The sequence below is a fragment of the Maricaulis sp. genome, from assembly GCF_017642925.1.
In the GTDB taxonomy this organism is placed as follows: Bacteria; Pseudomonadota; Alphaproteobacteria; order Caulobacterales; family Maricaulaceae; genus Maricaulis.
On the sequence record NZ_JAEPOL010000024.1, the window covers coordinates 30,875 to 54,196 of the forward strand.

The 23,322-nt window shown below is 65.7% G+C and carries 25 protein-coding genes; 15 read left to right on the forward strand and 10 right to left on the reverse strand.

Going from position 1 to position 23,322, the window contains the following annotated elements; all coding sequences use genetic code 11:
• Position 1 precedes the first annotated feature (1 nt).
• Positions 2-2,743 (reverse strand): preprotein translocase subunit SecA, encoded by a 2,742-nt coding sequence (gene secA / locus JJ918_RS15770; RefSeq protein WP_291889469.1) that lies wholly within the window; start codon positions 2,741-2,743, stop codon positions 2-4.
• Positions 2,744-2,951: 208 nt separating this feature from the next.
• Here secA and JJ918_RS15775 point away from each other — a divergent pair, with 208 nt between their 5' ends.
• The 3 genes from JJ918_RS15775 to JJ918_RS15785 are packed head-to-tail and all read left to right on the forward strand — an operon-like array spanning position 2,952 to position 4,509.
• Entirely contained in the window at positions 2,952-3,884 is a 933-nt protein-coding gene (locus JJ918_RS15775; protein ID WP_291889472.1) for a peptidylprolyl isomerase, read from the forward strand.
• Positions 3,885-3,934: 50 nt separating this feature from the next.
• Positions 3,935-4,351 (forward strand): 8-oxo-dGTP diphosphatase MutT, encoded by a 417-nt coding sequence (gene mutT, locus JJ918_RS15780; RefSeq protein WP_291889474.1) that lies wholly within the window; start codon positions 3,935-3,937, stop codon positions 4,349-4,351.
• An 8-nt stretch (positions 4,352-4,359) separates the two neighbouring features.
• Entirely contained in the window at positions 4,360-4,509 is a 150-nt protein-coding gene (locus tag JJ918_RS15785; RefSeq protein WP_291889539.1) for a Flp family type IVb pilin, read from the forward strand.
• Here the strand turns inward: JJ918_RS15785 and JJ918_RS15790 are convergent.
• Positions 4,506-5,423: a methyltransferase domain-containing protein gene (locus JJ918_RS15790; protein WP_291889476.1), complete on the reverse strand. Its 918-nt coding sequence runs from the start codon at positions 5,421-5,423 to the stop codon at positions 4,506-4,508. The genes JJ918_RS15785 and JJ918_RS15790 overlap by 4 nt on opposite strands.
• A gap of 48 nt (positions 5,424-5,471) precedes the next feature.
• Here JJ918_RS15790 and JJ918_RS15795 point away from each other — a divergent pair, with 48 nt between their 5' ends.
• From JJ918_RS15795 to JJ918_RS15810, 4 genes are all read left to right on the forward strand, one after another.
• Positions 5,472-6,218, forward strand: a complete 747-nt coding sequence (locus tag JJ918_RS15795; RefSeq protein ID WP_291889479.1) for a ComF family protein — start codon at positions 5,472-5,474, stop codon at positions 6,216-6,218.
• Between the two features lie 63 nt (positions 6,219-6,281).
• Positions 6,282-6,539: a glutaredoxin 3 gene (grxC, locus tag JJ918_RS15800; protein WP_291889482.1), complete on the forward strand. Its 258-nt coding sequence runs from the start codon at positions 6,282-6,284 to the stop codon at positions 6,537-6,539.
• Positions 6,539-7,381, forward strand: a complete 843-nt coding sequence (locus tag JJ918_RS15805) for a carbon-nitrogen hydrolase family protein (protein WP_291889485.1) — start codon at positions 6,539-6,541, stop codon at positions 7,379-7,381. Before grxC ends, JJ918_RS15805 begins: the two co-directional genes overlap by 1 nt.
• Positions 7,378-7,803: a DUF1178 family protein gene (locus JJ918_RS15810; RefSeq protein ID WP_291889488.1), complete on the forward strand. Its 426-nt coding sequence runs from the start codon at positions 7,378-7,380 to the stop codon at positions 7,801-7,803. The genes JJ918_RS15805 and JJ918_RS15810 overlap by 4 nt, the downstream gene beginning before the upstream one ends.
• Before the next feature lie 33 nt (positions 7,804-7,836).
• Here the strand turns inward: JJ918_RS15810 and JJ918_RS15815 are convergent, their stop codons facing one another.
• Both JJ918_RS15815 and JJ918_RS15820 read right to left on the reverse strand, forming a co-directional pair.
• Entirely contained in the window at positions 7,837-8,625 is a 789-nt protein-coding gene (locus tag JJ918_RS15815; protein WP_291889490.1) for an SDR family oxidoreductase, read from the reverse strand.
• Positions 8,625-8,951 carry a nuclear transport factor 2 family protein gene (locus JJ918_RS15820; protein WP_291889494.1) on the reverse strand — a complete coding sequence of 109 codons (327 nt, stop codon included), beginning with the start codon at positions 8,949-8,951 and terminating at the stop codon, positions 8,625-8,627. Before JJ918_RS15820 ends, JJ918_RS15815 begins: the two co-directional genes overlap by 1 nt.
• Before the next feature lie 71 nt (positions 8,952-9,022).
• Between JJ918_RS15820 and JJ918_RS15825 the strand changes: the two genes are divergently transcribed.
• Entirely contained in the window at positions 9,023-9,421 is a 399-nt protein-coding gene (locus JJ918_RS15825) for a helix-turn-helix domain-containing protein (RefSeq protein ID WP_291889497.1), read from the forward strand.
• Between the two features lie 9 nt (positions 9,422-9,430).
• On the opposite strand, the gene JJ918_RS15830 is transcribed toward JJ918_RS15825, so the two are convergent.
• From JJ918_RS15830 to ubiG, 5 genes are all read right to left on the reverse strand, one after another.
• Positions 9,431-9,826: a VOC family protein gene (locus tag JJ918_RS15830; RefSeq protein WP_291889499.1), complete on the reverse strand. Its 396-nt coding sequence runs from the start codon at positions 9,824-9,826 to the stop codon at positions 9,431-9,433.
• Positions 9,823-10,401 (reverse strand): SRPBCC family protein, encoded by a 579-nt coding sequence (locus JJ918_RS15835; RefSeq protein WP_291889502.1) that lies wholly within the window; start codon positions 10,399-10,401, stop codon positions 9,823-9,825. The genes JJ918_RS15830 and JJ918_RS15835 overlap by 4 nt, the downstream gene beginning before the upstream one ends.
• Entirely contained in the window at positions 10,394-10,738 is a 345-nt protein-coding gene (locus tag JJ918_RS15840) for a helix-turn-helix transcriptional regulator (RefSeq protein ID WP_291889505.1), read from the reverse strand. The genes JJ918_RS15835 and JJ918_RS15840 overlap by 8 nt, the downstream gene beginning before the upstream one ends.
• A gap of 74 nt (positions 10,739-10,812) precedes the next feature.
• On the reverse strand, positions 10,813-12,807 hold the full coding sequence (locus JJ918_RS15845) for a methyl-accepting chemotaxis protein (protein WP_291889508.1): 1,995 nt from the start codon (positions 12,805-12,807) through the stop codon (positions 10,813-10,815).
• A gap of 55 nt (positions 12,808-12,862) precedes the next feature.
• Positions 12,863-13,630 carry a bifunctional 2-polyprenyl-6-hydroxyphenol methylase/3-demethylubiquinol 3-O-methyltransferase UbiG gene (ubiG, locus tag JJ918_RS15850; RefSeq protein WP_291889510.1) on the reverse strand — a complete coding sequence of 256 codons (768 nt, stop codon included), beginning with the start codon at positions 13,628-13,630 and terminating at the stop codon, positions 12,863-12,865.
• 221 nt (positions 13,631-13,851) lie between these two features.
• Between ubiG and JJ918_RS15855 the strand changes: the two genes are divergently transcribed.
• From JJ918_RS15855 to JJ918_RS15880, 6 genes are all read left to right on the forward strand, one after another.
• Positions 13,852-15,069, forward strand: coding sequence for an aspartate kinase (locus tag JJ918_RS15855; protein WP_291889513.1), 1,218 nt, complete (start codon positions 13,852-13,854; stop codon positions 15,067-15,069).
• Positions 15,070-15,073: 4 nt separating this feature from the next.
• Positions 15,074-17,368, forward strand: a complete 2,295-nt coding sequence (gene ptsP / locus JJ918_RS15860) for a phosphoenolpyruvate--protein phosphotransferase (RefSeq protein ID WP_291889515.1) — start codon at positions 15,074-15,076, stop codon at positions 17,366-17,368.
• A gap of 78 nt (positions 17,369-17,446) precedes the next feature.
• The gene (locus tag JJ918_RS15865; protein ID WP_291889519.1) at positions 17,447-18,307 is read left to right on the forward strand and encodes a RodZ domain-containing protein; all 861 of its coding nucleotides are present in this window, start codon (positions 17,447-17,449) and stop codon (positions 18,305-18,307) included.
• Between the two features lie 85 nt (positions 18,308-18,392).
• Complete coding sequence (gene ispG / locus JJ918_RS15870) at positions 18,393-19,538, forward strand: flavodoxin-dependent (E)-4-hydroxy-3-methylbut-2-enyl-diphosphate synthase (RefSeq protein WP_367277728.1); 1,146 nt, start codon at positions 18,393-18,395, stop codon at positions 19,536-19,538.
• 120 nt (positions 19,539-19,658) lie between these two features.
• Positions 19,659-20,009: an arsenate reductase family protein gene (locus tag JJ918_RS15875; RefSeq protein WP_291889524.1), complete on the forward strand. Its 351-nt coding sequence runs from the start codon at positions 19,659-19,661 to the stop codon at positions 20,007-20,009.
• Between the two features lie 8 nt (positions 20,010-20,017).
• Entirely contained in the window at positions 20,018-21,106 is a 1,089-nt protein-coding gene (locus JJ918_RS15880) for a low specificity L-threonine aldolase (RefSeq protein ID WP_291889527.1), read from the forward strand.
• Here the strand turns inward: JJ918_RS15880 and JJ918_RS15885 are convergent.
• A complete protein-coding gene (locus tag JJ918_RS15885) occupies positions 21,088-22,209 on the reverse strand; it encodes a PDZ domain-containing protein (protein WP_291889531.1) in 1,122 nt (373 codons plus the stop codon). The two genes, JJ918_RS15880 and JJ918_RS15885, sit on opposite strands and share 19 nt — an antisense overlap.
• Before the next feature lie 69 nt (positions 22,210-22,278).
• On the opposite strand from JJ918_RS15885, the gene JJ918_RS15890 reads away from it, so the two are divergent.
• Positions 22,279-22,860, forward strand: coding sequence for a TIGR00730 family Rossman fold protein (locus tag JJ918_RS15890; protein ID WP_291889534.1), 582 nt, complete (start codon positions 22,279-22,281; stop codon positions 22,858-22,860).
• The last annotated feature ends 462 nt before the right edge of the window (positions 22,861-23,322 follow it).

Sequence of the window (23,322 nt, forward strand, 5' to 3'; positions counted from 1 at the left end):
ATCAGGCCGAGGCCTGATCGATCGCACCGTGGCAATGCTTGTACTTCTTGCCGGAGCCGCACGGGCAGAGCTGGTTGCGCGCGACGCGGCCCCAGGTCTCCGGGCGGTTCGGATCGACGGCTGCAGCACGCGGGGCTGACGGACGCGGGGCGACCGGCTCGCGGTCCGGCCCGTCCATCTCGTTACGGCCCGTGCTGGCGTCGATATGGCTGGCCTGGATGTCCCGCGGTGCCTGCGGCGGGGCCGGGGCGCGTTCGAAGCGGATCAGCATCAGCTGACGGGTCACTTCGCCGCGCAGATTGTCCATCATGCGCTCGAACAGCGAGAAAGCCTCGGTCTTGAACTCGTTCAGCGGGTTGCGCTGAGCGTAGGAACGCAGACCGATCATGGCGCGCATGGCATCCAGGTTCTGCAAGTGCTCGCGCCAGTTGATGTCGATCGCCTGGAGCAGGATCGACTTCTCGATCCGGCGCATCAGATCCGGACCGGCATTGACCGCCTTCTCGGCATAAGCCTTGTCGGCCGCGTCGACGATGCGCTCCAGGATCTCCTCGTCGGCAATACCTTCCTCGGCTGCCCAGTCGGCGATCGGCAGGTCGAGGCCGAACGTATCCTTCACCTCATTGGTCAGACCCTCGACATCCCACTGGTCGGCATAGGCCTTCGGCGGGATGTGGGCCTCTACGAGATCCTCGGCGGATTGCTGGCGCATGTCCTTGATGACGTCGGAGACGTCGTCGGATGTCATGAACTCGATGCGCTGCTCGAACACGGCCTTGCGCTGGTCGTTCATCACGTCGTCGTATTTGAGCACGTTCTTGCGGATGTCGAAATTGCGCTGTTCGACCTTCCTCTGGGAGGTTTCCAGCGCCTTGGACATCCAGGGATGCTGGATGGCCTCGCCTTCCTTCATGCCCAGCGTGCGCATGATACCGTCCAGGCGTTCCGGCGCGAAAATGCGCAACAGGTCGTCCTGTACGGAGATGTAGAATTTCGAGCGGCCCGGATCGCCCTGGCGACCGGTCCGGCCGCGCAGCTGATTGTCGATCCGCCGGCTTTCATGGCGCTCCGTGCCCAGCACGTAGAGGCCGCCGGCATCGAGGGCCTGCTTCTTCTTCTCGGCAACGTCGGCTGCGATCTTGTCCTTCTCGCGGGCGATCTCGGTCTCGGTCGGCTCCTTGCCGAGCTCCTTCTGCTCGCTCAGCCAGGCGCCAAGACGCATTTCCACATTGCCGCCGAGCTGGATGTCGGTACCGCGGCCGGCCATGTTGGTCGCGATGGTGATCGCGCCCGGCACGCCGGCATCGGCGATGATGTAGGCTTCCTGTTCGTGATAGCGCGCATTGAGCACCTGGTGCTTGATCTTGCGCTTGGTCAGGATGTCCGACAGCAGTTCGGATTTCTCGATCGAGGCCGTGCCAACCAGCACCGGCTGGCCGCGCTTCACGCAATCCTCGATATCGGCAATGGCGGCGTCGTATTTTTCTTTCGCCGTGCGGTAGACCTCGTCTTCCTCATCCACGCGGGCGATCGGCCGGTTGGTCGGAATCTCGACCACGCCCAGCTTGTAGATATCCATGAACTCGTCGGCCTCGGTGAGGGCCGTACCGGTCATGCCCGCCAGCTTGTCGTAAAGGCGGAAATAGTTCTGGAAAGTGACCGAGGCGAGGGTCTGGTTTTCCGGCTGGATGTCCGTGCCTTCCTTGGCCTCGATCGCCTGGTGCAGACCATCGGACAGGCGGCGGCCGGGCATCATGCGGCCGGTGAACTCGTCGATCAGGACAACGCCATTATCCTTGATGATGTAGTCCTTGTCCTTCACGAACAGCTTGTGCGCCTTGAGCGCCTGGTTGACGTGGTGGACCGTCGCGATGTTCTCGACATCGTAGAGGTCGGCGTCTGCCTCCAGGAGCTCGCGGGACTTCAGCAGCTCCTCGACCTTCTCATTGCCCTCTTCGGTCAGCAGGATCGAGCGGGCTTTCTCGTCGATCTCGTAGCAATCCTCGTCGAGAAGCGGGATCAGCTGGTCGATCGTCTGGTAGAATTCGGTCCGGTCTTCAGTGCGGCCGGAAATGATCAGCGGGGTGCGCGCTTCGTCGATCAGGATCGAGTCGACCTCGTCGACGATGGCGAAGCCGTGGCCGCGCTGCACCATCTCGTCGACCGTGTATTTCATGTTGTCGCGCAGATAGTCGAAGCCGAGCTCGTTATTGGTGCCGTAGGTGATGTCGCAGGCATAGGCCTGGCGGCGTTCCGGATCGGTCATGCCGTGGGCGATCACGCCGGTGGTCATGCCCAGCTGGGCGAAGACGCGGCCCATCCATTCGGCGTCACGTGTGGCGAGGTAGTCGTTGACGGTGACGATGTGCACGCCCTTGCCGGTCAGCGCGTTGAGATAGGTCGGCAGGGTGGCGACCAGCGTCTTGCCTTCACCGGTCTTCATCTCGGCGATGGAGCCCTCGTGCAGCACCATGCCGCCCATCAGCTGCACGTCATACGGGCGAAGACCCAGAGCGCGCTTGGCGGCCTCGCGCACGGCGGCAAACGCCTCCGGCAGCAGGTCGTCCAGCTTCTCGCCCTTGTCGAGCCTTTCGCGGAATTCCGCGGTCTTGCCCTTCAGGGCGTCGTCGGAGAGGGCCTGGAAGTCGGGCTCCAGGGCGTTGATCTTTTCGACCATCGGCCGCATGCGGCGAAGTTTGCGGTCGTTCTCGGTTCCGAAGATCTTGCGGGCTATAGACAGCATGTGGTTCTGGCTTTGCGTACAACTGGACCGGCGTCCGGCGCTCGAGTCCGTCCCTCTCGCCGGAGACGCCAACATTGCTTTGAAACGTCAGGGTGACTTAAGGATGGGGGGGATGGGTGTCAATCAAGCCGCGCGGCGCCTGCCATGCGGCATATTCCCGTAAAGGACTGCCAGCGTGGCCATTCTGCGGCTTTTTGTAGGACTGTTGTTGATCTCCGCGAGCCTCGCGGCCTGTGGTCCGGAGCCCCGGCGGCCGGCAGAACCGGGCGTCGATCCGGCGGCTCGCGTCGCGCCCGACGAGGCGGACCCGGTCGTTGCCCGGGTCGACGGCACGGTGATCCGCCGGTCCGATGTCGAGCGTGAAGCCCGTTCGCAATCGGGCGATGACGAGGTGGCACTGCAGCCGGGCGATGCCGAGTTCGACCGGGTTCTGGACGAGTTGATCGATCAGCGCCTGCTGGCTCTGGAAGCACGCCGGCGCGGTCTGCACCAGTCGGAGGAGGCGCGCCGCCGCATGGCGCTCGCCGAAGAGCGCATCCTGGGCAATGTCCTGGTCGAGACGGCGCTGGCCGATGCGGTTACCGAGGAAACCATCCAGCGCATCTATCGCGAACAGATCCGCTTGATCCCGCTAGGCGAGGAAGTGCGGGCGCGCCACATCCTCGTCGACACACGCGCCGAGGCCGATGCCATCGCGCAGCTCCTTGCCGAGGGGCGCGACTTTGCCGAGCTGGCCGTCGCGATGAGCCAGGACCAGGCAACACGGCTGGAAGGCGGCGACCTGGGCTATTTCACCCGCGAGGGCATCCTGCCCGCCTTCGGTTCCGTGGCCTTCTCGACGCCCGAGGGCGAGGTATCCGAGCCCTTCCGCAGCGAATTCGGCTGGCATTTGCTCAAAGTGGTCGACCGCCGCCGTCAGCCGCCGCCCTCGATCGAGGCGTTGCGGCCCAACATCGTGCGCTTCTACACTTTCGATCAGCTGGAGGCGCTGATTGACGGGCTCCGGGCCGATGCCCAGATCGAACGGCCGGAAATCGTCATCGAGCCCCGGTCGGGTGAAGAGCCGGACATCTCTGCCGGTCCGGAGGCTCATGACGGCGATCTGCCCGGCGAGGACGACAGTCCGGACGAGCCGGGTTAAGCCGGTATTCACCGCGTTTCTGCACCCGATCTTAAAGGAGTTCACGCACGATGTCGGCTGGTGGCCCCAAACCGGTGATCCATGTCGCCGCCTGCGCCTTGCTGGATCCGGATGGACGGATCCTCATCGCCAGACGGCCCGAGGGCAAACCGATGGCAGGGCTTTGGGAGTTTCCCGGCGGCAAGATCGAGCCGGGGGAAACGCCGGAGCAGACCGTTGTCCGGGAGCTCCGTGAGGAATTGGGAGTGGAGCCATGCGAGCGATGCCTGCATCCCTTCGCCTTCGTATCCCATCCCTACGACACCTTTCACATCGTGATGCCGCTTTTCCTGTGCCGCACCTGGGACGGGTTCGCCCGTCCGCTGGAGGGGCAGGAGATCGCCTGGGTCCGCAAGGAAAAGCTGGGCGAGTACCGGCTCTCGCCCGCGGACCGGTCGCTGGCCGCGGAGATTCGCGACCGGCTCTGATCCGGCGCCTGTCCGATTTTTGCGGCGATACGGGCGGCGCGACGGCGATCGAATACTCGATCATTGCCGTGCTGATCTCGATCATGATCATCGGCGGCCTGACCCTGATCGGCCCGGCCATCATGAACATGCTCGACCAGGCCTCTGCGCCCTTCTAGCGTCCGGCCTTTTCACCCAGCGACTGTTCCCGCACGCCCAGCGCGTCTGCCAGCCGGTGCGTTGCGGAACCGGGGCGTTTCGGCTTGGGCTGATCCGGGTGCGGGGCCCAGCCGGCCGCATGCACGATCTCGAAAGTCGCGCGGACGCGGCCGTCCTCGTCGGCAAACTGCTGCGCATAGAGTTCCGCAGTTCGCATGAAGAGCGCCCGCGTGGCCGGGTTCCGGGGCCGGTCGGCGAGAACGGATGTCTCGCCCATGCCGCGCAGATCGGCCATCAGGGCGAAGACATTGTCGTAGCGCACGGTCACACGGTCGATATCCGCAACCGGCATGGCAAAGCCGGCACGCTGCATCAGCGCCGCCATGTCGAACGTGCCGGCATAGGGCGAAACGCGTGCGCTGGCGCCGCCGGTCAGTTCGCTCTCTGCCGTCATCAGGCAGCGCCGCAGCTCGTTCAGCGTCGAACCGCCCAAAAGGGACGCAGCGAAGAAACCGTCCGGCTTGAGGGCGTGATTGATCTGCACCAGCACGCCGGGCAGGTCGTTGGTCCAGTGCAGCCCCCAGGGCGCCAGGACGAGATCCAGGCTTTCTTCCGCGAAGGGCAGGGCTTCCTCGTCCAGCGCCAGAGCGGGGCGGTCCAGCGTTGCAGCGACAGCCGGCGACAGGTCTGCGCTGGTCAGCCAGCCGATCTTGCCGCCGGCGGGGCGCGCCATCAGCTCGTCGGCCAGACCCGGTCCGCCGCCCAGTATGGCCGCGCGCTCGAAGTCCCGCGTGACACTTTCCACCCGGTCGCAGATATCGTCGAATGCGCGCCGCACGAGAAAGTTGTAGTCTGCCAGGCGGGCCGCAGCTCGGTTGCGGCGTGTGCGCAGCAGGGTCCGGTCGAAAAGGCGGGGTGGCGTGTCGGAATTCATGGTGCGGGATATGCCGTCTAAGGGCCGCCGGGAAAAGGGGGCAGGTGTGTGATTGGCGCGATTGCCAGCCGTCTGGCCGATCTGGCCTGGCCGCCGGTCTGCCCGGTGACGGGCAGTGCCGTCGATGCCAGTGGCCGGCTGCAGGCGGCGGGCTGGGCCCGGCTGACCTTCCTGGACGCGCCCTGGTGCAGCGTGTGCGGCCTGCCCTTTCCCTATCCCGGCGGCAGCGCGTCCACATCTGCAACATTGTGCGCCCTGTGTGTCGCAAAGCAGCCCGTTTACGACCTCGTACGGGCCCCGTTGGCGTATGACGATGCCTCACGGCCGCTGGTGCTGGGGTTCAAGCATGGCAGCCGGCGCGAGATGATCGACCAGTTCGCCCGCTGGATGATCGCGGCGGGCGGTGACTGCCTCGGCGGTGCCGATGCCATCCTGCCGGTACCGCTGCACTGGCGACGCCTGCTGGCGCGCCGCTACAACCAGTCGGCCCTGCTGGCTGCGGCGATCGCCCGGCTGTCCGGTGTGCCGATGGAAACCGGCTGGCTGCTGCGCCGTCGCGCCACCCCCAGCCAGGCCGGACAGAGCGCCCGCTCGCGCAAGCGCAATGTCGCGGGCGCCTTCCATGTGCCGGAGCGCAGTCGCGTCGAGGGGCGCCGCGTGGTACTCGTCGACGATGTCTTCACCACCGGTGCCACAGCGACCGCCTGTGCCCGCACGCTGAAACGCGCGGGTGCGGCGCATGTATCGGTTATGACACTGTGCCGCGTTGTCAGGTCCACGGATCCCACTATCTAGGGAGGCTGAACGGATTTTCCGGCCGTCCGCCCCGCCGCGGCCGGCTCGTAATGGAGTAGTTTCATGGCTGAAGTGACAATCTATACGCGCCCGATGTGTGGCTATTGTGCCCGCGCCGTATCCCTTCTGAAGCAGAAGGGTGTGACCTTCAACGAGATCGATGCCGGCTTCGACCAGGCCAAGCGCAACGAGATGATCCAGCGCTCGAATGGCGGCCGCACCTTCCCGCAGATTTTCGTCGGCGATATCCATATCGGCGGCTGCGACGACATGATGGCTCTTGAACGGGCCGGCAAGCTGGATGATATGCTCGCCGCCTGATGAGCCAACTCGACATTGCCCTCGTCCAGATGCGGTCGGGGATCGCCCCCGAAGCGAACATCAAGGACGCCATCCGCCTGATCCGGGATGCGGCGGCCACCGGCGCGCAGCTTGTCGCCACGCCGGAAACCACGCATCTCGTGCAGAAGAATGCCGCGGAAGCCTTCAAGGTGCTGCACGCGCCGGAGACCGAACCGGCCCTGCCGGCCTTTTCGGCCCTGGCGCACGAGCTGGGTATCACCCTGCTGATCGGCTCGCTTGCCGTGCGCACGCCGGACGGCCGGGCAGCAAACCGCAGCTTCCTGTTCGGCCCCGATGGCGCTTTGTTGGCGAGCTATGACAAGGCGCACATGTTCGATGTCGGCCTGGGCAAGGGCGAGACCTACCGGGAAAGCGACAATTACGCGCCCGGCGACCGGCTGGTCGTGGCCGATGCGGCCGGTGCCCGGCTTGGCCTGTCGATCTGCTATGATGTGCGCTTCGCCTATCTCTACCGGCGCCTGGCCAAGGCGGGAGCCCAGATCCTGGCCGTTCCGGCCGCCTTCACCCGGCCGACCGGACGCGCGCACTGGGAGGTGCTGCTGCGGGCGCGGGCGATCGAGACCGGCAGCTATGTCATCGCGCCCGCGCAGTCGGGTCTGCATGAGGATGGCCGCAAGACCTGGGGGCATTCGATGATCATCGGCCCCTGGGGCGAGGTTGTTGCCGTCCGCAAGGATGCCGAGCCGGGCATACTGGCCGCGCGGATCGATCTCGACAAGGTCGCCGAGGCCCGCCGCCGCATTCCCGCCCTGGAACATGACCGCGATCTAACCGGTCCGGACATGCCGTCACCGACATGATCCGCTATGCGCTGCGCTGTGACCAGGACCATGAATTCGAGGCCTGGTTCTCCAGTTCCGATGCCTTTGACGACCAGATCGAACGCGATCTGGTGCAATGTCCCGAATGCGGATCCAGCGAGGTCCACAAGGCCCTCATGGCGCCGGCTGTGTCGACCGCCCGCAAGCGCGAGGCGGCGTCCCCTGAGGCGCAGTTCCGCGATCTTGCCGACCGGGTGAAGGCGCATATCCGCAAGAATTACGACTATGTCGGCGGCGATTTCGCCCGCGAGGCCCGGGCGATGCATGCGGGCGACAAGCCGGAACGCCTGATCTATGGCGAGACGACGCCGGAAGAGAGCCGCAAGCTCGTCGATGACGGCGTCCCGGTCGCCCCGCTGCCGGATGCCATGGCTCCGACGCCGCCGAAGAAAGCGAACTAGGCGAACCAGGCCAGGCGCGCTCTCGAGCCGCAGTCACACCGTCGGGACTGTGCCGCCGTCGATTGTCACCTCGGTGCCATGGATGGCTTTCGCGCGGTCGGAGGCGAGGAAGGCGATCGTTTCGGCGACCTCTTCCGGCCGGGCCGGCCGGCCGATCGGAATCCCGCCGAGCGCATCCAGAATGCTCTGCCTTGCAGCCGCTTCGTCGGTCCCTGCATTCTCGGCGACGCGTTGCACCAGGGCTTCGGCGGCTTCGGTATAGATCCATCCCGGTGCTACGGCGTTCACCCGCACACCCGCCGGCCCGACTTCCTTCGACAGTGATTTGGAATAGGTGCTCAACGCGGCCTTGGCGGCCGCATAGGCTGTAGTGGAGTCGTGAAGGGGCAGGCGCCGCTGGATCGAGGTGACGTGGATGATCGCGCCCTCCTGGCGGGTGAGCATGCCGGGCAGAAACGCCCGGTCCAGCCGGACGGCACTGAGCAGGTTGAGCTGCAGTTCATCGTGCCAGATATCGTCCGGAAGTGCCGCAAAACCGCCGGCCGGCGCTGTCGATCCGCCCAGGCAGTGGACCAGGATGTCGATACCGCCGAAGGCGTCGGTGATCGTATCGGCCAGGGGCTGGACACTGTCCGGCTGCGTCAGGTCAGCCTGAACGAACAGGTCGGCATTCACACCGCCGGGCGGTGTTGAGCGGGCGGCGGTGGCGACACGGGCTCCGCGGCTGCGGAACAGGTCTACGGTGGCTGCGCCCGTTCCCTTGGTGCCGCCGGTCACCAGGACGCGCTTGCCGGCGAATTCCGGCGTCGCAACAGACGGCATCAGGCAATCTCCAGCGAGGCGATCCGGCCGGTGTCCATCCCGAAGCGGTAGGTCAATGCAATCGGGCTGCCCGGAAAGCTGCCGGACACCGTGGCTGGCACAAAGACGGCGCCATCCCTGTGTTCTGCCGTGCCAGGTTCTGCGTGGAAGTCGTATGCGTCGACCGTCTGCTTCAGCCAGGTTTCGATCGCGGCTCTGCCGATATGATCCCGGCTCTCGTCCCGGACACGGGCATCGTCGGAAAACTGCGCGGCGGCACGATCGAAGTCGCGGCGATTGGCGGCGTCGAAATATGCGGCGATGGAAGAAGGAAGTGTCTGTGTCATGGCCGTCTCCTTGCTGGTGGAGGCCAAGCCTCCGGATTGATCGGCAAGGCAAGTGGAGCGACAATGAGAAAATGACAAGTACGCACGATAAAGTCTGGTACGCACCAAAAAGTAAGTTAGAGGCCTTCACGGCCGAGACGGCCGCCGAAGGCGTGGTCAACACGCTGCGGATCGTCGAGGGGCGATGGAAGCTGGTGATCCTCTTCCATCTCTTCGGCGGCAAGGTGATGCGCTTTTCCGAGCTGGAGCGCGCGATCCCGGCCATTTCGCAAAAAATGCTCACCCAGCAGCTGCGCCAGCTGGAAAGCGATGGCGTGGTGTTCCGGAAGGTCTATCCCGTGGTTCCGCCCCGGGTCGAATATCGCCTCACCGAATGGGGACAGGCGCTTTGCCCGGCGCTGGATGCGCTTCTGAAATGGGCCGACCAGCGCGAGGCCCTGCAGCCGGACACGTCTTCGCAGGCCGGCTGAGGGCCGTGCCTAGGCCAGGCGCAGCTGCCAGGACACGCCGAACCGGTCGACAATCCAGGTGAATTTGCGGGCGAAGGGGTAGGTGTCGAGCGGCATCAGGATTTGCCCGTCCGTCGACAGGGCCTCGAACAACCTGTCGAGTTCAGCCTCTGTCTCGCACTCGGCGAACAGGGATATGGCCGGTGTGAAGGAGAAGTCGTGCTTTGACGGCGAGTCGATGCAGTGATGCAGGCGGCCATTCAGGGTGAAGGCCGCTTTCACGATGCTGCCCTCGGGGCCGGGACCCTCCGGGCCGTAACGCTCGACGTCCAGTATCTGCGAGTTCTCGAACAGTGAGGTGTAGAGGGACATGGCGGCTTCGGCCTGACCCTCGAACATCAAAAACGGGGCGACGCTGGCGGTCATGACGGATCCTTCTTGTCAGCAATGTCGTCGAGGAAATCGGGCACGCCGGGAAAGACGGCGTCATAAACCGGCTTGATGGAGTGGAAGCTGGCCCAGAACCAGCGTGGCTCGCGTCCGGCCAGTGCATCTTCCAGGAGGCCGACATGGGTGTGCCAGCCCATGGCCACTTCCTTTGCGGTCGTCGGCGCATCCAGTTTTCTGTGCGTGATGGTGAGGCGCGTGCCGGTGTCTTGAGGCTCAAGCTCGAAGACGACTTCGGAGATCGCGGCCACGTCCTGGATGCCTTCGCCCCAGGTGATCACAAGCCGGTGCGGCGGATCGACCTCCACAATCTCGGCGGGATGGGCGCCCTCATAGTCGCTGGCGCCCGCCTCGGCCGGCTCTGCAGAGAGTTCGCGGTGTTTGAATTGCAGCGTGAAGCGGGCCCCGGGCCGCAATTCCATGTCGCCGGCGGCCAGCCATGTCCGCCGTTTCTCGCTCTCCACGAGATAGGCCCAGACCCGCTCGACCGGAGCCGGCAGAAGACGGCGCAGGCGGACTGTCCTGTCGTCGACCACTTTGGCAGGTTCATTCATCGTGTATGTCCTTTTCGGCCAGAAGCGCGGCTTCCAGATCGTCCAGCGCGCCGGTCCAGAAGGCGCATTGCCGCTCGATCCAGCTGTTGACCTCGCCCAGCGGGGCCGGATTGAAGGCGATGAAATGGTCGCGGCCGGCTTTGCGCCGCGTGACCAGGCGGGCCTGCTCCAGCACCCGGATATGTTTGGAGACCGAGTTCAGTGAAATCGGGAAGGGGCGGGCGAGTTCGGTGACCCGTGCCTCGCCGCGCGACAGCCGGCCCAGAATGGCCCGGCGGGTCGGGTCGGCAATTGCGGTCAGTGTGGCGTCAAGGCCGGCGGGTGCTGCTTGGGTCATAACATTCACCTTTTAGGGTGAATGTTATGACCGGCTTTTCCTGCCGTCAACCGCCCGGCAGGGAGCCGGGCCGGTCAGAGCGAGACTTCGCCTTTCAGGATGCGGATGCCGGCGCCCTGGCCGTTCGACCAGGCGATCTCGCCCAGCACGGTCTGGCCGTTGACCTCCAGCTGCATGGCACGTCCGGCTACGCCGAGATTGGGGCCGGCGACGCCGATCCCGGTTTCGGAGATGTCGCGAATGACAATCTCGCCGGTCGCATCGGACGAGGTGAAGCGGCCGGTCACGCCTTCTATCGGGCGGCGGGCATAGCTGCGGCTGTCCGCGTCATGCAGATCGGTGTCGAGTGCCTCGGCGAGCGTGTCGAGCAGACGCAGGACTTCCTGGCTCGCCGTTTCCAGATCGGCAAGCCGCTCGAAGGCCCGCTTGGATGCGCCGCCCTCGTGCGCCTCCAGGACCTCGCGGGCGATGTCGTGAACGCGGGCGTGCGGTGCCTCGAGCGCCTTGTAGGCCGGGTGGTTGCGCACGGACGCCACGTCGAGCGTGTCGTACCATTTGCCCAGCCGGCACTGATGGTGGGTCGGCAGATCGCCGGACTTGCCGGTCGTGCGCCCGACAATGATGTCGACAATCCGCTTCTTGAAGAAGACGTGATCGATTTTGGCCATCTGTACCAGGGAGCGGTGGCAATCGGCGCGGAACCAGGACTGGGCGTTGGCCAGGAAGGCGTCGTTCGAGGCCTGCAGCGATGTGTTCATCTCACCGAGGCGGCCATTGTCGGAACGGGCCCGGTCGGCAACGCCGGCGATCTTCTCGGAGATCTCCGTACTCGCGCTTTTCTGCTGCTGCAGGATGGTCGAGATCTCCTGCATGCGCTGCGATACGCTGGAGACCTGCTGGCCCACTGTGCGGATGCTGGAGTTGGCGCCGTCGATGGTTTCACGGCCGCGCTCGACCGCTGCGCGCGAGCTGGTGATGGCATTCTCGATCACGCTCATGCCGTTCTTCAGCGCCGTGATCCGTTCGGCAATGTCCTCGGTCGCCTTGGCGGCCTGGTTCGCCAGGCTCTTCACTTCACTGGCCACGACGGCGAAACCCTTGCCGGCATCGCCGGCGCGGGCGGCTTCGATCGTTGCGTTGAGGGCGAGCAGATTGGTCTGATCCGAGATGGTCTGGATGACGCCCAGGAAGCCGGAAATCTGTTCGGCGGCCTCGTTCAGTTCGACCAGGCTGGTCGCGCTGTCCTGCGAAGTGCGGTCAATTTCGGCGATCGACGTCGCCACTTCGCCCATGGCAGCAACGCTATGGCTGAGCGAGGTATTGGTCTCTTCGGCCTGGTCGGCAGCGCCATCGGAATTCTGGGCGATCTGTTCGGCAGAGGCGACCATCTCTTCGGCCGCGGCCGAGATGGACTCGCTGTTTGCGGTGGATTCCTGCGTGGAGGACTGCAGCACGGCCATGTTCAGCATCATCTCGTTGACGCTGGAAATCGTGTTGGCGACGCCGCGCAGATTGCCCAGCCGGGCATCCCGGTTCAGCCGGTCTTCAACACGGTGGCGAATGCCGTTCTCATAGCCTTCCTGGGCGAGGCCGATATCGAGGAAGGCGCGGCCGATGAAGGCCTGCAGCGCGGCCTCGGCCTTGCGGGGCGAGCGGCGGAACTTCGACATCAGAACCGGGATCGCCTGAACAATCACGCGGCCATAGGCGGCCAGATACCAGTGCGAGGGCAGACCGATCCGGGTATGGGCCTCGGCGATACGGATGGCGCGGCTTTCAAAGTCCAGGCTCGGCGGATCGGTCAGCAGGCCTTTCCAGTGTGCCATCTGACGCTTGCGGATGCCGGTCATGCCTTCTTCGAAGGGCGCGAATATTTCCGCGAGCTCGGGCTGTTTGCGCAGATCGGCGTAGAAATCGTCGAGAATGGTTTCGAGCGCCGGTTCCAGCACCGCCCAGACCTTCCTGCCTTCGTCAACAGACCAGCCGTCGGGGCGCAGAAAGGCCTGCAGGTTATCGAGCGACCTGGAACCGGACGGGCGGACGGAGGTTTTTCGGGCGGCTTGGTTCATGACGGATTCCTCGCGAAATGGATCGCCAAGTCACCGTTCTGCGATTTCCAAAGCCTTAATTTCGGGAGGGTTTCTGTGCAACCGCCATGTAATTGACTGCAATATCCTCGCCCAGCGAAAACTGGTCGTTGAGCGGGTTGTAGAGCACACCCACCGGTTCGCGCATTTCCATGCCGCCTTCGCGCAATGCGGCGCGAATCTCGGCCGGTTTGACCAGTTTGGCAAAGCGGTGCGTGCCGCGCGGCAGCCAGCCCATGATCCATTCCGCGCCGACAATCGCCATGGCAAAGGCCTTGGGCGTGCGGTTGATCGTCGCGCAGATCATCAGTCCGCCGGGCTTCACCAGCCTGGTGCAGTCGACCAGGAAGGCATGCGGGTCGGCGACATGCTCCATCACTTCCAGGTTCAGCACGACGTCGAAGGGCGGTTCGCCGGCCTCCAGCAATTGTTCGGCAACGCCGTGCCGGTAGTCGATCTTCAGACCCTGCTCTTCCGCATGAACCGAGGCCGTCTTCACATTCGCTTCGGCGGCATCGACACCCGTCACCTGTGCGCCCAGCCGGGCCATGGGTTCGCAGACCAGCCCGCCACCACAACCGATATCGAGAATGCGCAGGCCCTCGAAGGGCGTCGCGCCGGACAGGCCGAAATGCTCGCAGATCGTGTCGCGGATAAAGCCCAGGCGAACGGGGTTGAACTTGTGCAGCGGCTTGAACTTGGAATCCGGATTCCACCAGTCCGCCGCCATGCGCGAGAACTTCTCGACTTCCTCCGGATCGACCGAGGGGCGGGTGAGGGTGTCGGGCGCTGTCGCCGTTGCCATCCGTGTTTCTCCTTGCAGGCGAGCGTGCCCGCGATTGCGTTCGAGCGTTGCGTGCCCGGCCGTCTGCGCTTACCTAACCGCGAGCGCGACGACATGGGCGCCGATCTTAATATGGCCTTGCCGATGCCGCTAATCGAGCCCGGTGCGACGTTATGGGCGCACCCGCCGGCAAGGAAAAGCGCGAGGGACAGGTTGAGGGACGGCTTCGGGATGGCGGGTGAATGACACGCGTCGTGGCAAAATTCGGCGGCACGTCGGTCGGGTCGATCGAGCGTATCCGGCATTCTGCCGGGCTCGTGGCCGAGGCCGTGCGCCGGGGCGAGAGCCTGGCCGTTGTCGTGTCGGCCATGGCCGGCGAGACCGACCGTATTCTCGGTCTGGCCGGTGCGTTCGGCGCGGGGCTTGGCGATGTCGAGACCGATGTCGCCCTGGCGGCGGGCGAGCAGGTGTCCTCTGCGCTGATGGCGCTGGCCCTGCGCGAAGCCGGTTTCGAGGCGCGATCCTTCCAGGGCTGGCAGTTGCCGGTGGTGACGGACGGTCCGCCCGGTGCGTCGCGGATCGCGGGGATGGATGTCTCTGCACTGGAGGCGGCGATGCAGGCCGGGGTCATTCCCGTGCTGGCCGGCTTCCAGGGGATCACCTCGCAGGGCGAGATCCGCACGCTGGGGCGCGGCGGCACCGATCTGTCCGCAGCCGCACTGGCGGCGGCGCTGGGGGCGCGGTGCGATATCTATACCGATGTCGATGGCGTCTACACGACCGACCCGCGTATCGAGCCGGCCGCCCGCCGGCTGGACGCGATCAGTCATGACGAGATGCTGGAACTGGCCGCCCAGGGCGCCAAAGTGTTGCAGACCCGCTCGGTCGAGTTCGCGAAATCGCGCGGCGTGCCGATGCGGGTCCTGTCGTCCTTCCTCGAGACCGGTGAGAGCCGTGGCACGGATGTGGTCGAGACGCAGGACATCGCGGAACGCCGCATCGTGTCCGGCGTTGCCTATGCGCGGGACCAGGCGCGGATTGCGCTTCTGGGTGCCTCCGGCCGCTCGGAGCTCGCGGCACGCACATTTGCCATCCTTGCGGACGCGGAGATCGGGGTCGACATGATCGTTCAGGCGCACACCCGCACGCCGGGTCGTGTGAATATCGAGTTTTCCGTCGCCCACCGCGATCTGGCCCGCGCCCAGGCGGCGCTGGAGGCCGGTCTGCCCGGCGCCGATATCTCGTCGGAGACGGGGCTGGCAAAAGTCTCTATTGTGGGGGCGGGGCTGCGCCAGCGGGCCGATATCGCGCGCTCCCTGTTTGCAGTGCTGGGCGAACAGGGGATCAGCGTCAGGGTGCTGGCAACCTCGGAAATCAAGATTTCCGCCCTTATCGACAATGACGCCGTCGAGCGCGCCGTGCGGGCGTTGCACACGGCTTACGGACTGGAGCGGGTATAGCCGCATGGACGATCTGAAGACCTCTCCCATGCGCGATCCGCGCCGCCTGCTCAAGCGCATGCGCGAGCTCATGGCGGTGCAGGAGAACGCCCAGGCACGCCTGGACCATCTCACCGCCATGATCGCGGAAGAGGCGGGGTGGGATGTCTGCTCGATCTATCTGGCCCGCCAGTCCAACGCGCTGGAACTGTGCGCCACCTTCGGCCTGAAGGCCGAGGCCGTGCACCATGTGCGCCTGCAGCCGGGCGAGGGTCTGGTTGGCCTGGTCGCCCGCCGGGCCCGGCCGCTCTCGACCTCGAACGCCCGGGCGCATCCGGCCTTCTCCTACAAGCCGGAAACGGGCGAAGAGCCCTTCAACACCTTTGTCGGCGTGCCAATCCTGCGCGGCGGCCGCATGGTCGGGGTGCTGACCGCGCAGACCTCCCAGGAACGCCAGGTCGCGACCGACGAGATCGAGACGCTGCAGACCGTCGCCATGGTGCTCGCCGAGATCGTCGCTTCCGGCGATATCGTCGACTCCGAGGAAATGGCCGGTCTGGACATGCGCCAGTCGCGGCCTGAACGCTTCCAGGGCGGCGCCTTCTCCGGCGGGATTGCGCGCGGCGTCGCGGTGCTGTTCGAGCCGCATGTCGAGTCAGCCCGGCTGATTGCCGACGATCCCGGCCGCGAGGAAGAGCGGCTCGACACGGCCATCTCCTCACTGCGGATCCAGATCGACGAGATGCTGGACAGTGGCCGCATCCCGTTTGGTGGACCGACGCGTGACGTGTTGCAGGCCTACCGGATGTTCGCCCATGACCGCGGCTGGCTGGAGCGGCTGCGCGAGGCGGTGCGGCGTGGCCTGACGGCAGAGGCGGCGGTCGAACGCGTGCGGAACGAGAACCGGGCGCGGCTGATGAAGGCGGCGGATCCGACCTTCCGCGAGCGCCTGCACGATCTGGAAGACCTCGCCAACCGCCTGCTGCGCCATCTCAATGGCGGCGCCAAGTCGTCGGCCGAGCTGCCCGACAATGCGATCATCATCGCCCGCAATATCGGTCCGGCAGAATTGCTGGAGTTCGACCGTGAGAAGCTCAAGGGCATCGCGCTGGAAGAAGGCTCGGCCCAGTCTCACGCCGCGATCGTGGCCAAGGCGCTCGGCATTCCGCTCGTCGGCCGCCTGGAAGGTGCGCTCGACCAGACCGAGGACGGTGATCCGGTCATCCTGGACGGTGAGTTCGGCGTGCTGCACATCCGGCCGCAGGTCGATGTCGCCGAAACCTATGACGCCCGGATCCAGACCCTGTCGGAACGCCGGCTGGCCTATGCCGAGTTGCGGGGCCCGGCAGTGTCGGCGGACGGTGTGCGGATCGGCCTGCACATGAATGCGGGCCTGCTGATCGAGCTGATGGCGCTGGACGAGACCGGTGCCGACGGCGTCGGCCTGTTCCGCACCGAATTCCAGTTCATGGTCGCCGAGACGCTGCCGCGCCTGTCCGCCCAGTCGGCGGTCTACAAGTCGGTCCTGGATGCGGCGGGCGAGCGGCCGGTCGTGTTCCGTACGCTCGATCTGGGCGGCGACAAGGTCGCGCCCTTTGCGCCCTCGACCAAGGAACCCAATCCGGCGCTGGGCTGGCGGGCCATCCGCATGGGCCTGGATCGTCCCGGCCTCTTGCGCTACCAGCTGCGCGCCCTGATCCTGGCGGCGGCGGGGCGGCCCCTGAAAGTCATGTTCCCGATGATCTCGGCGCCCTGGGAAGTGCGCGCGGCGCGCGACATGCTGGACCGCGAGCTGCGTCATGCCGAACGGGCGGGCTATGTCATGCCGTCGGACGTCAAGGTCGGCATCATGCTGGAGACGCCGGGCATGGCCTGGGCGCTTGAGCACGCCATCGAAGCGGTCGACTTCGTCGCCGTCGGCGCCAATGACCTGATGCAGTATTTCTTTGCGGCCGACCGGCAGAATTCGCGTGTCTCGGATCGGTACGATGTGCTCAGCCCGGCCGCCCTCGACCTTCTCAAACGGGTACGCGATATCTGCGCCGAACACGACACGCCGGTGTCCGTATGCGGCGAAATCGCCTCCAAGCCGCTGGAGGCTGCCGTGCTGATAGGCCTTGGTTACCGAAGTCTTTCCATGGCCGCTCCGAACATCGGCCCGATCAAGAAACTCGTCTCCGGTCTCGACGTCGAAAAACTTGGCATCTGGCTTGCGAGCCGGCTTCAGAGCCCCGCAGACAGTCTGCGTCCGCTTCTCCTCGAGGCAGGGGAAGACGCCGGACTGCCTCGCGAGGCTGTTGAAAACGGTCGAGGGATTTGATCTTATAGAGCGGGGTTAGGGCAAAGTTACCCTTAATTGCGTTCTTGGGTGACGATCGCTCCGGGGAGAGAGCGGTAGATGGCTATGATGGGTCAAGCGTCGGGTGCGGACTTCGTTCCGGTTGATGCTGTCTATTCTGATGACAGTATCGGCTATGTGCAATTGACGGCCGGCGACCGGCTGCGCGAGGCGCGGTCGAAGATGAACCTGTCGCTCAAACAGGCTGCCGAACGCACCCGGATCCGCGCCGACTATCTCGAAGCTCTTGAAAACATGGACCCGCGCGGCCTGCCGGCCCGGGCCTATGCTGTCGGCTATCTGCGCACCTATGCCAGCTTCCTGTCGCTTGAGCCCGCCGGGCTCGTCGAGCAGTTCAAGCGCGAGGTGGACACCGAGACAGGCCGGGCGGCGCCCAGTGCCGCGGCCCCGACGCGCAAGCCGATCAAGCTGCCGCGCGGCCTGTTCGGTGTCGTCATCATCCTGGCCGCGCTGGCCGGTGTGGCCTGGTGGTATTCCGAGCAGGTCGGCACAGGCGGCATTCTGGGCAATCCGCCCTCGCCGCCGGATGCGGCGCCGGAATGGGCGCGTCCCGGTTTCGACGTGGCCGCCACGGCGCCCAGTCTCGACGATATCTGGACGGGGCTTCCGCTCGGCAAGGCCGGAACCGCTGCCGGCACCGTCGTGATGCGGGCCCTGTCGCCGACCTGGATCGAGGTGCAGGACGCGTCTGGCCGGATCCTGTTCGCCCGCGAGCTCGCCGCCGGCGAGACCTATCAGGCGCTGGAGCCGGGCCTGACCGTGTCCGCAACGGATGCGGGCGCAATCCAGCTGGAGCATGAGGGCGAGATCGTCGGCACGCTCGGCGAACTCGGTGCACCGGTCGAGAACTTGCCGGTTCTGGCCCAGCTGCAGCCGCAGGACACCGCGCAGCCGCAGTAATCTGTCGCACCCCGGTCGAAACATCGCCGCATTGACGCTATATGCGCACCGGACGGCCGTTGGACGGCCGCGAAGGGAGTGACGGATGTCGCAAGCCGGTAAGGATCCCCGCAGCGTGAGACCGTGGCGCATGATCGAGCGCCGCAAGAGCCGCACCATCCGCGTGGGCGGACTGGAAGTTGGCGGCGATGCGCCGATCACGGTCCAGACCATGACCAATACGCCGACGGCGGATGCCGCCGCGACGATCGACCAGATCCGGCGCTGCGAAGAGGCCGGTGCCGACATGGTACGCGTCTCCTGTCCCGACGAAGACTCGACGGCGGCCTTCCGCACCATAGCGAAAGCGGCCAAGGTGCCGCTGATCGCGGACATCCATTTCCACTACAAGCGCGGCATCGAAGCCGCCGAGGCCGGAGCGGCCTGCCTGCGGATCAATCCGGGCAATATCGGTTCGATGGACCGGGTGAAGGATGTCGTCCAGGCCGCACGCGATCACGGCTGTGCCATCCGCATCGGCGTCAATGCCGGCTCGCTGGAGCGTCACCTGCTGGAGAAATACGGCGAGCCTTGTCCCGAGGCGATGGTGGAAAGCGCGCTGGATCATGCCCGCATCCTCGAAGACCTCGATTTCCGCGACTACAAGATTTCCGTGAAGGCGTCGGACGCCTTCCTCACCGTGGCGGCCTATCAGGCGCTGTCCGAAGCCACGGATGCGCCGCTGCACCTCGGTGTGACCGAGGCCGGCGGCTTGCGGACGGGGACGGTGAAATCTGCCATCGGTATCGGCTCGCTCCTGTGGGCAGGGATCGGCGACACGATCCGCGTCTCGCTGTCGGCGGAACCGGAAGAGGAGGTGAAGGTCGGGTTCGACATTCTCAAATCGCTCGGCCTGCGCACCCGCGGCGTGAATATCATTGCCTGCCCGTCCTGCGCCCGGCAGGGTTTCGATGTCATCCGGACTGTGGAAAAACTCGAGCAGCGGCTGGCGCATATCTCCGAGCCGATCTCGCTGTCGATCATCGGCTGTGTGGTCAACGGGCCCGGCGAGGCGCTGATGACCGATCTCGGTTTCACCGGCGGCGGTGCGGGGCGTGGCAAGATGTACGTGTCCGGCCGGCCGGACCACAATGTCTCCAACGAGGAGATGATCGATCACATCGTCGAGATGGTGGAAGCGCGCGCCGCGCAAATGCGCGCCGAGAGCCTGGCGGACACCGCTGCGGAATAAGAGGGCTGGACGGCCAGGTATCGGCTGTGGCACGGGCTTTTTTCCGGACCGGTGCCGGTTTAGTGAAATGCACGCATGGGGAGAGTCCGGATTCGCGGGTTCTCCGGCTGGGGGAAAATCATGCAGGTCAGGATCTACGGGCTGAAGAATTGCGACACTTGCCGCAAGGCGGTGAAGGAGCTGGAAGAGGCCGGCCGGGATCACGAATTTGTCGATATCCGCGACGAGCTCGACCGGGTGCGAAAAGTGCCGGCCTGGATCGATGCCGTGGGCGCCAAGAAGCTCGTGAACACGCGTTCCACGACCTGGCGGAATCTGTCGGCCGAAGACAAGCTGATTGCCGAGGATGATCCGGCCGGCCTGCTCATCACCTATCCCACCCTTATCAAGCGGCCGGTTATCGAGGCCGGCGGCGATGTGATTGTGGGCTGGAGCAGCGATACGCTGGCCGGGCTCACGGCCGCGGAATGAATGCCGCATTGAGAGCCCGCTGCGATCTCGATCTCAGCTTTCCCTATCACACCGATGGCAGTCCGGCAGACCGGCTCGAACGCGTCGCCGCCTATATGCGCTCAGCGGGGCTGGGGGCAGAAGCCTATCTGACGGGCGAGAGTGTCGCCCGTCTGGAAGCGCGCATGGCGGCCCTGTTCGGCAAGCCGGCGGCGGTCTGGTTTCCCTCCGGCACCATGGCCCAGGGCGTTGCGGCGCGCCTGCACTGCCAGGCCGCTGGCAATGCCCGTCTCGGCCTGCACCCGACCTCGCATCTCGCCCTTCACGAAGAAGACGGCCACATCCATCTGCACGGGCTGGAGCCGGTGAGCTGCGGCGCGTGGCCCCGTCCCCTGAGTGCGGACGACCTGCCGGCCGATGCCGGGTGCACGATCATCGAACTGCCGCAGCGCCACAATGGCGGCGCTCTGCCCGACTGGGATGCGCTGCAGGCGATCAAGGCGCGTGCACGTAAAACCGGCCAGGCGCTGCACATGGACGGTGCGCGGATCTGGGCTCTGCCGATGGCCTGGCCCGGGCATGACCTGCCCGAAATCTGCGACGGCTTCGCCTCGGTCTACGCCTCCTTCTACAAGGATCTCGGCGCCTCGGGCGGCGCCGTCCTGGCCGGCGAGGCGGACTTCGTGGAGGAGGCCCGCCTGTGGCTGGCGCGCATGGGCGGGCGTCTGGTCTCGGCCTGGCCGATGGTGCCCGATGCGCTGCGTGTACTCGATGTGCGGCTGCCGCAGATCCCGCTTTTCGTGGAACGGGCGCGCGGGATCGCGATGGGGGTCGGCGACCAGCCCGGACTGTCGATCACGCCCAATCCACCGAAGGTCAACATGATGCATGTCCGGCTGGATTGTGATGTCGCGACGGCCGAAGCGGCCCGGGATGCGGTCGCCGAGGCGACGGGCGTCTGGCTTGGCAACCGGTTCTGGCATTTCGGGCACGACCCGGTGCCCGCTCTGGAGCTCTGCATCGGCGAACGGGCTTTCCAGGCCGATATCATGCGCATCGTCGAGGCCATCCGCGCCATGGGCGCCTATGTCGTCGCGGCTCAGTCGACCAGCGGGTAGAGCGTCAGGCGCACGTCCATCGCTTCGCCATTGCGCAGCAGGCTGAGATCGAGAATTTCGGGCGGTGTACCGTCGACCGAGCAGTCCCGGTCGCGCATTGAACGGCCGTTGAAATGGGTGATGACGTCGCCCGTCAGCACGCCGGCATCGAAGGCCGGAGTATTGGCGATCACGGTGGCCACGCGCATGCCGTCGCCCTCCGGCACCAGGACCAGACCGTGCGTGATCAGCGGTTCGAAGGTGATGGGCGTGTCCGGGGCGTGACGCATCATGCGGACGCGCTCATGGCGCTGGTCGAAGGTCCACACGAAGTGCCGCATGGCCTGTCCACCCAGAATTTCCGTTTCGGGCGTGGATTCAATCACCGGCTGGATCAGCACGTTGTCGCCGATCTGCGCATTTCCGGCGAGGCGCGCGGCGGAGCGGCGCTCGATCTCCGAAAAGCGGACGGCTGCGCCGGTCGCGCGCGGCGGCGCGATCGTGTCATAGCGTTCCAGATCGCGCAGGACGATCGGGCTCAGCGCCGCGCCGCTGTCGATCAGCAGGCGTCGCGTGCGATCGGGAAAGCTGACGCGGATCCAGGGGCGGGAGTCGGGACCGTTCGCATCGAACACCGTGACGCCGTCCGGGCGTGGCAGGGCGCCGCTCTCCACCCGCATCTCGCCCAGGCCATAGTCGAGCGTCAGCAGCACATCCTCAAAGGCGTCATACTCCAGTATGCCGTCGATCTCGCGCCCCAGGGCAATCGAGAGGTGATCGAGCTCGCGGACCCCCGCCCGCAGGCCGGTCAGGGCGACCGGCCCGGCGGTGACGCGTCCGAAATTCGCCCGCACGCCACTGTCCAGCCGCTGTCCGGAAACGCGCTCGACACTGTCCGGATCGACATAGCTGGCCGAGGCGCCCGTGTCGTAGAGAAACCAGAGCGTCCGGTCTTGCGCCGTCTCGCCGTCGCGCACTTCGAGTGTCACCGGCAGGAAGAAATAGCCGCGGCACATCTGCGAGGGCAGGACGACCGGATCGATCGTGCGGGCGGCCGCCGGGGGCGGCGCGGCAAGCTTGCCTGCAACCAGCAGCACGACTATCAGAGCGAACACCCGTTTCATGCTTGTCCCCCGTCACGTTTCCCGCAGGATACGATAGCTGACCTGTATACCAAGTCGATTGGAGTTCCGATGAAATCGATCTGCGTCTATTGCGGCTCCAATCCGGGCAAGGATCCGGCCTTCGTCGAAACAGCCCGCGGGGTTGGCCGGACGCTGGCCGAACGCGGCATCGATGTCGTTTATGGCGGTGGACAGGTCGGATTGATGGGCGAGCTGGCCGATGCCGCGCTGGAGGCCGGTGGCCGCGTGATCGGCATCATTCCGGAATTCCTGGCCCTGAAGGAAATCGCCCATCTCGAGCTGACCGAACTGCATGTCGTCCAGTCCATGCATGCGCGCAAGGCGATGATGGTGCAGATGTCCCAGGCCTTCATCGCCCTGCCGGGCGGTATCGGCACGATGGAGGAATTGTTCGAGGTGTGGACCTGGGCCCAGCTGGGCCACCACACCCATCCTGTGGGGCTGCTCAATGCGGCCGGCTATTACGACGACCTCATCGGCTTCCTCGACCGGATGACGGACGAGCGCTTCCTGGCGGAAAACCACCGCCGCTCGCTGATGATCGCGGACCGTATCGACACGCTGCTGGCCGCTTTCGAAACCTACAAGGCCCCGCCGGCCGACGTCCGGATCAAGACCGGCCAGACCTGAGCCGCACCGCTTTCTTTTCCTGTCTCTTTCCCCGCTTCCCCCGGCCCCCGTGCCGGGGCCAGGAGGAGCCTCCTCCTGAAACGCCGCCAGACCCCGGAACAAGTCCGGGGAAAGCGGCACTCCCTCTTTCTTCCCCATTTCATGGGGAAGTGGGCCCTCCGTAGCCTTGGCGAAGGAGGGGTCGAAGGGGCCGGCGCGTCAGCGCCGGAGGGCGGTGGAGCTTGGCATCAACATAACGCCGCTGACGCGGCGCCCCTCCGTCTCGCCGCCTTGCGGCGATCCACCTCCCCATGAAATGGGGAGGAAAGGTGTGTCAGCACCAAACCCTCCACGGCGCTGTGCGCCTGGAGCTATGAGAGGGGTGCGGGATGCACGGCGGACATCTGGTGTCCGATTTGAAGCTTTGGTGGTGATGCCCGAGGCATCCCGCACGCGGAGATTTACCCGGATCCCTTGCGGGAC

Excerpts from the sequence above, each read along its gene's own strand:
- JJ918_RS15845 (WP_291889508.1), bottom strand. The coding sequence starts at position 12,807 with ATGAACCAAGCCGCCCGAAAAACCTCCGTCCGCCCGTCCGGTTCCAGG.
- JJ918_RS15875 (WP_291889524.1), top strand. The coding sequence starts at position 19,659 with ATGCAGGTCAGGATCTACGGGCTGAAGAATTGCGACACTTGCCGCAAG.
- JJ918_RS15890 (WP_291889534.1), top strand. The coding sequence starts at position 22,279 with ATGAAATCGATCTGCGTCTATTGCGGCTCCAATCCGGGCAAGGATCCG.
- JJ918_RS15840 (WP_291889505.1), bottom strand. The coding sequence starts at position 10,738 with ATGACCCAAGCAGCACCCGCCGGCCTTGACGCCACACTGACCGCAATT.
- JJ918_RS15790 (WP_291889476.1), bottom strand. The coding sequence starts at position 5,423 with ATGAATTCCGACACGCCACCCCGCCTTTTCGACCGGACCCTGCTGCGC.
- JJ918_RS15815 (WP_291889490.1), bottom strand. The coding sequence starts at position 8,625 with ATGCCGTCTGTTGCGACGCCGGAATTCGCCGGCAAGCGCGTCCTGGTG.
- JJ918_RS15825 (WP_291889497.1), top strand. The coding sequence starts at position 9,023 with ATGACAAGTACGCACGATAAAGTCTGGTACGCACCAAAAAGTAAGTTA.
- JJ918_RS15835 (WP_291889502.1), bottom strand. The coding sequence starts at position 10,401 with ATGAATGAACCTGCCAAAGTGGTCGACGACAGGACAGTCCGCCTGCGC.
- JJ918_RS15830 (WP_291889499.1), bottom strand. The coding sequence starts at position 9,826 with ATGACCGCCAGCGTCGCCCCGTTTTTGATGTTCGAGGGTCAGGCCGAA.
- JJ918_RS15885 (WP_291889531.1), bottom strand. The coding sequence starts at position 22,209 with ATGAAACGGGTGTTCGCTCTGATAGTCGTGCTGCTGGTTGCAGGCAAG.
- grxC (WP_291889482.1), top strand. The coding sequence starts at position 6,282 with ATGGCTGAAGTGACAATCTATACGCGCCCGATGTGTGGCTATTGTGCC.
- JJ918_RS15865 (WP_291889519.1), top strand. The coding sequence starts at position 17,447 with ATGGCTATGATGGGTCAAGCGTCGGGTGCGGACTTCGTTCCGGTTGAT.
- ispG (WP_367277728.1), top strand. The coding sequence starts at position 18,393 with ATGTCGCAAGCCGGTAAGGATCCCCGCAGCGTGAGACCGTGGCGCATG.
- JJ918_RS15810 (WP_291889488.1), top strand. The coding sequence starts at position 7,378 with ATGATCCGCTATGCGCTGCGCTGTGACCAGGACCATGAATTCGAGGCC.
- ubiG (WP_291889510.1), bottom strand. The coding sequence starts at position 13,630 with ATGGCAACGGCGACAGCGCCCGACACCCTCACCCGCCCCTCGGTCGAT.
- JJ918_RS15855 (WP_291889513.1), top strand. The coding sequence starts at position 13,852 with ATGACACGCGTCGTGGCAAAATTCGGCGGCACGTCGGTCGGGTCGATC.
- JJ918_RS15820 (WP_291889494.1), bottom strand. The coding sequence starts at position 8,951 with ATGACACAGACACTTCCTTCTTCCATCGCCGCATATTTCGACGCCGCC.
- ptsP (WP_291889515.1), top strand. The coding sequence starts at position 15,074 with ATGGACGATCTGAAGACCTCTCCCATGCGCGATCCGCGCCGCCTGCTC.
- JJ918_RS15805 (WP_291889485.1), top strand. The coding sequence starts at position 6,539 with ATGAGCCAACTCGACATTGCCCTCGTCCAGATGCGGTCGGGGATCGCC.
- secA (WP_291889469.1), bottom strand. The coding sequence starts at position 2,743 with ATGCTGTCTATAGCCCGCAAGATCTTCGGAACCGAGAACGACCGCAAA.
- mutT (WP_291889474.1), top strand. The coding sequence starts at position 3,935 with ATGTCGGCTGGTGGCCCCAAACCGGTGATCCATGTCGCCGCCTGCGCC.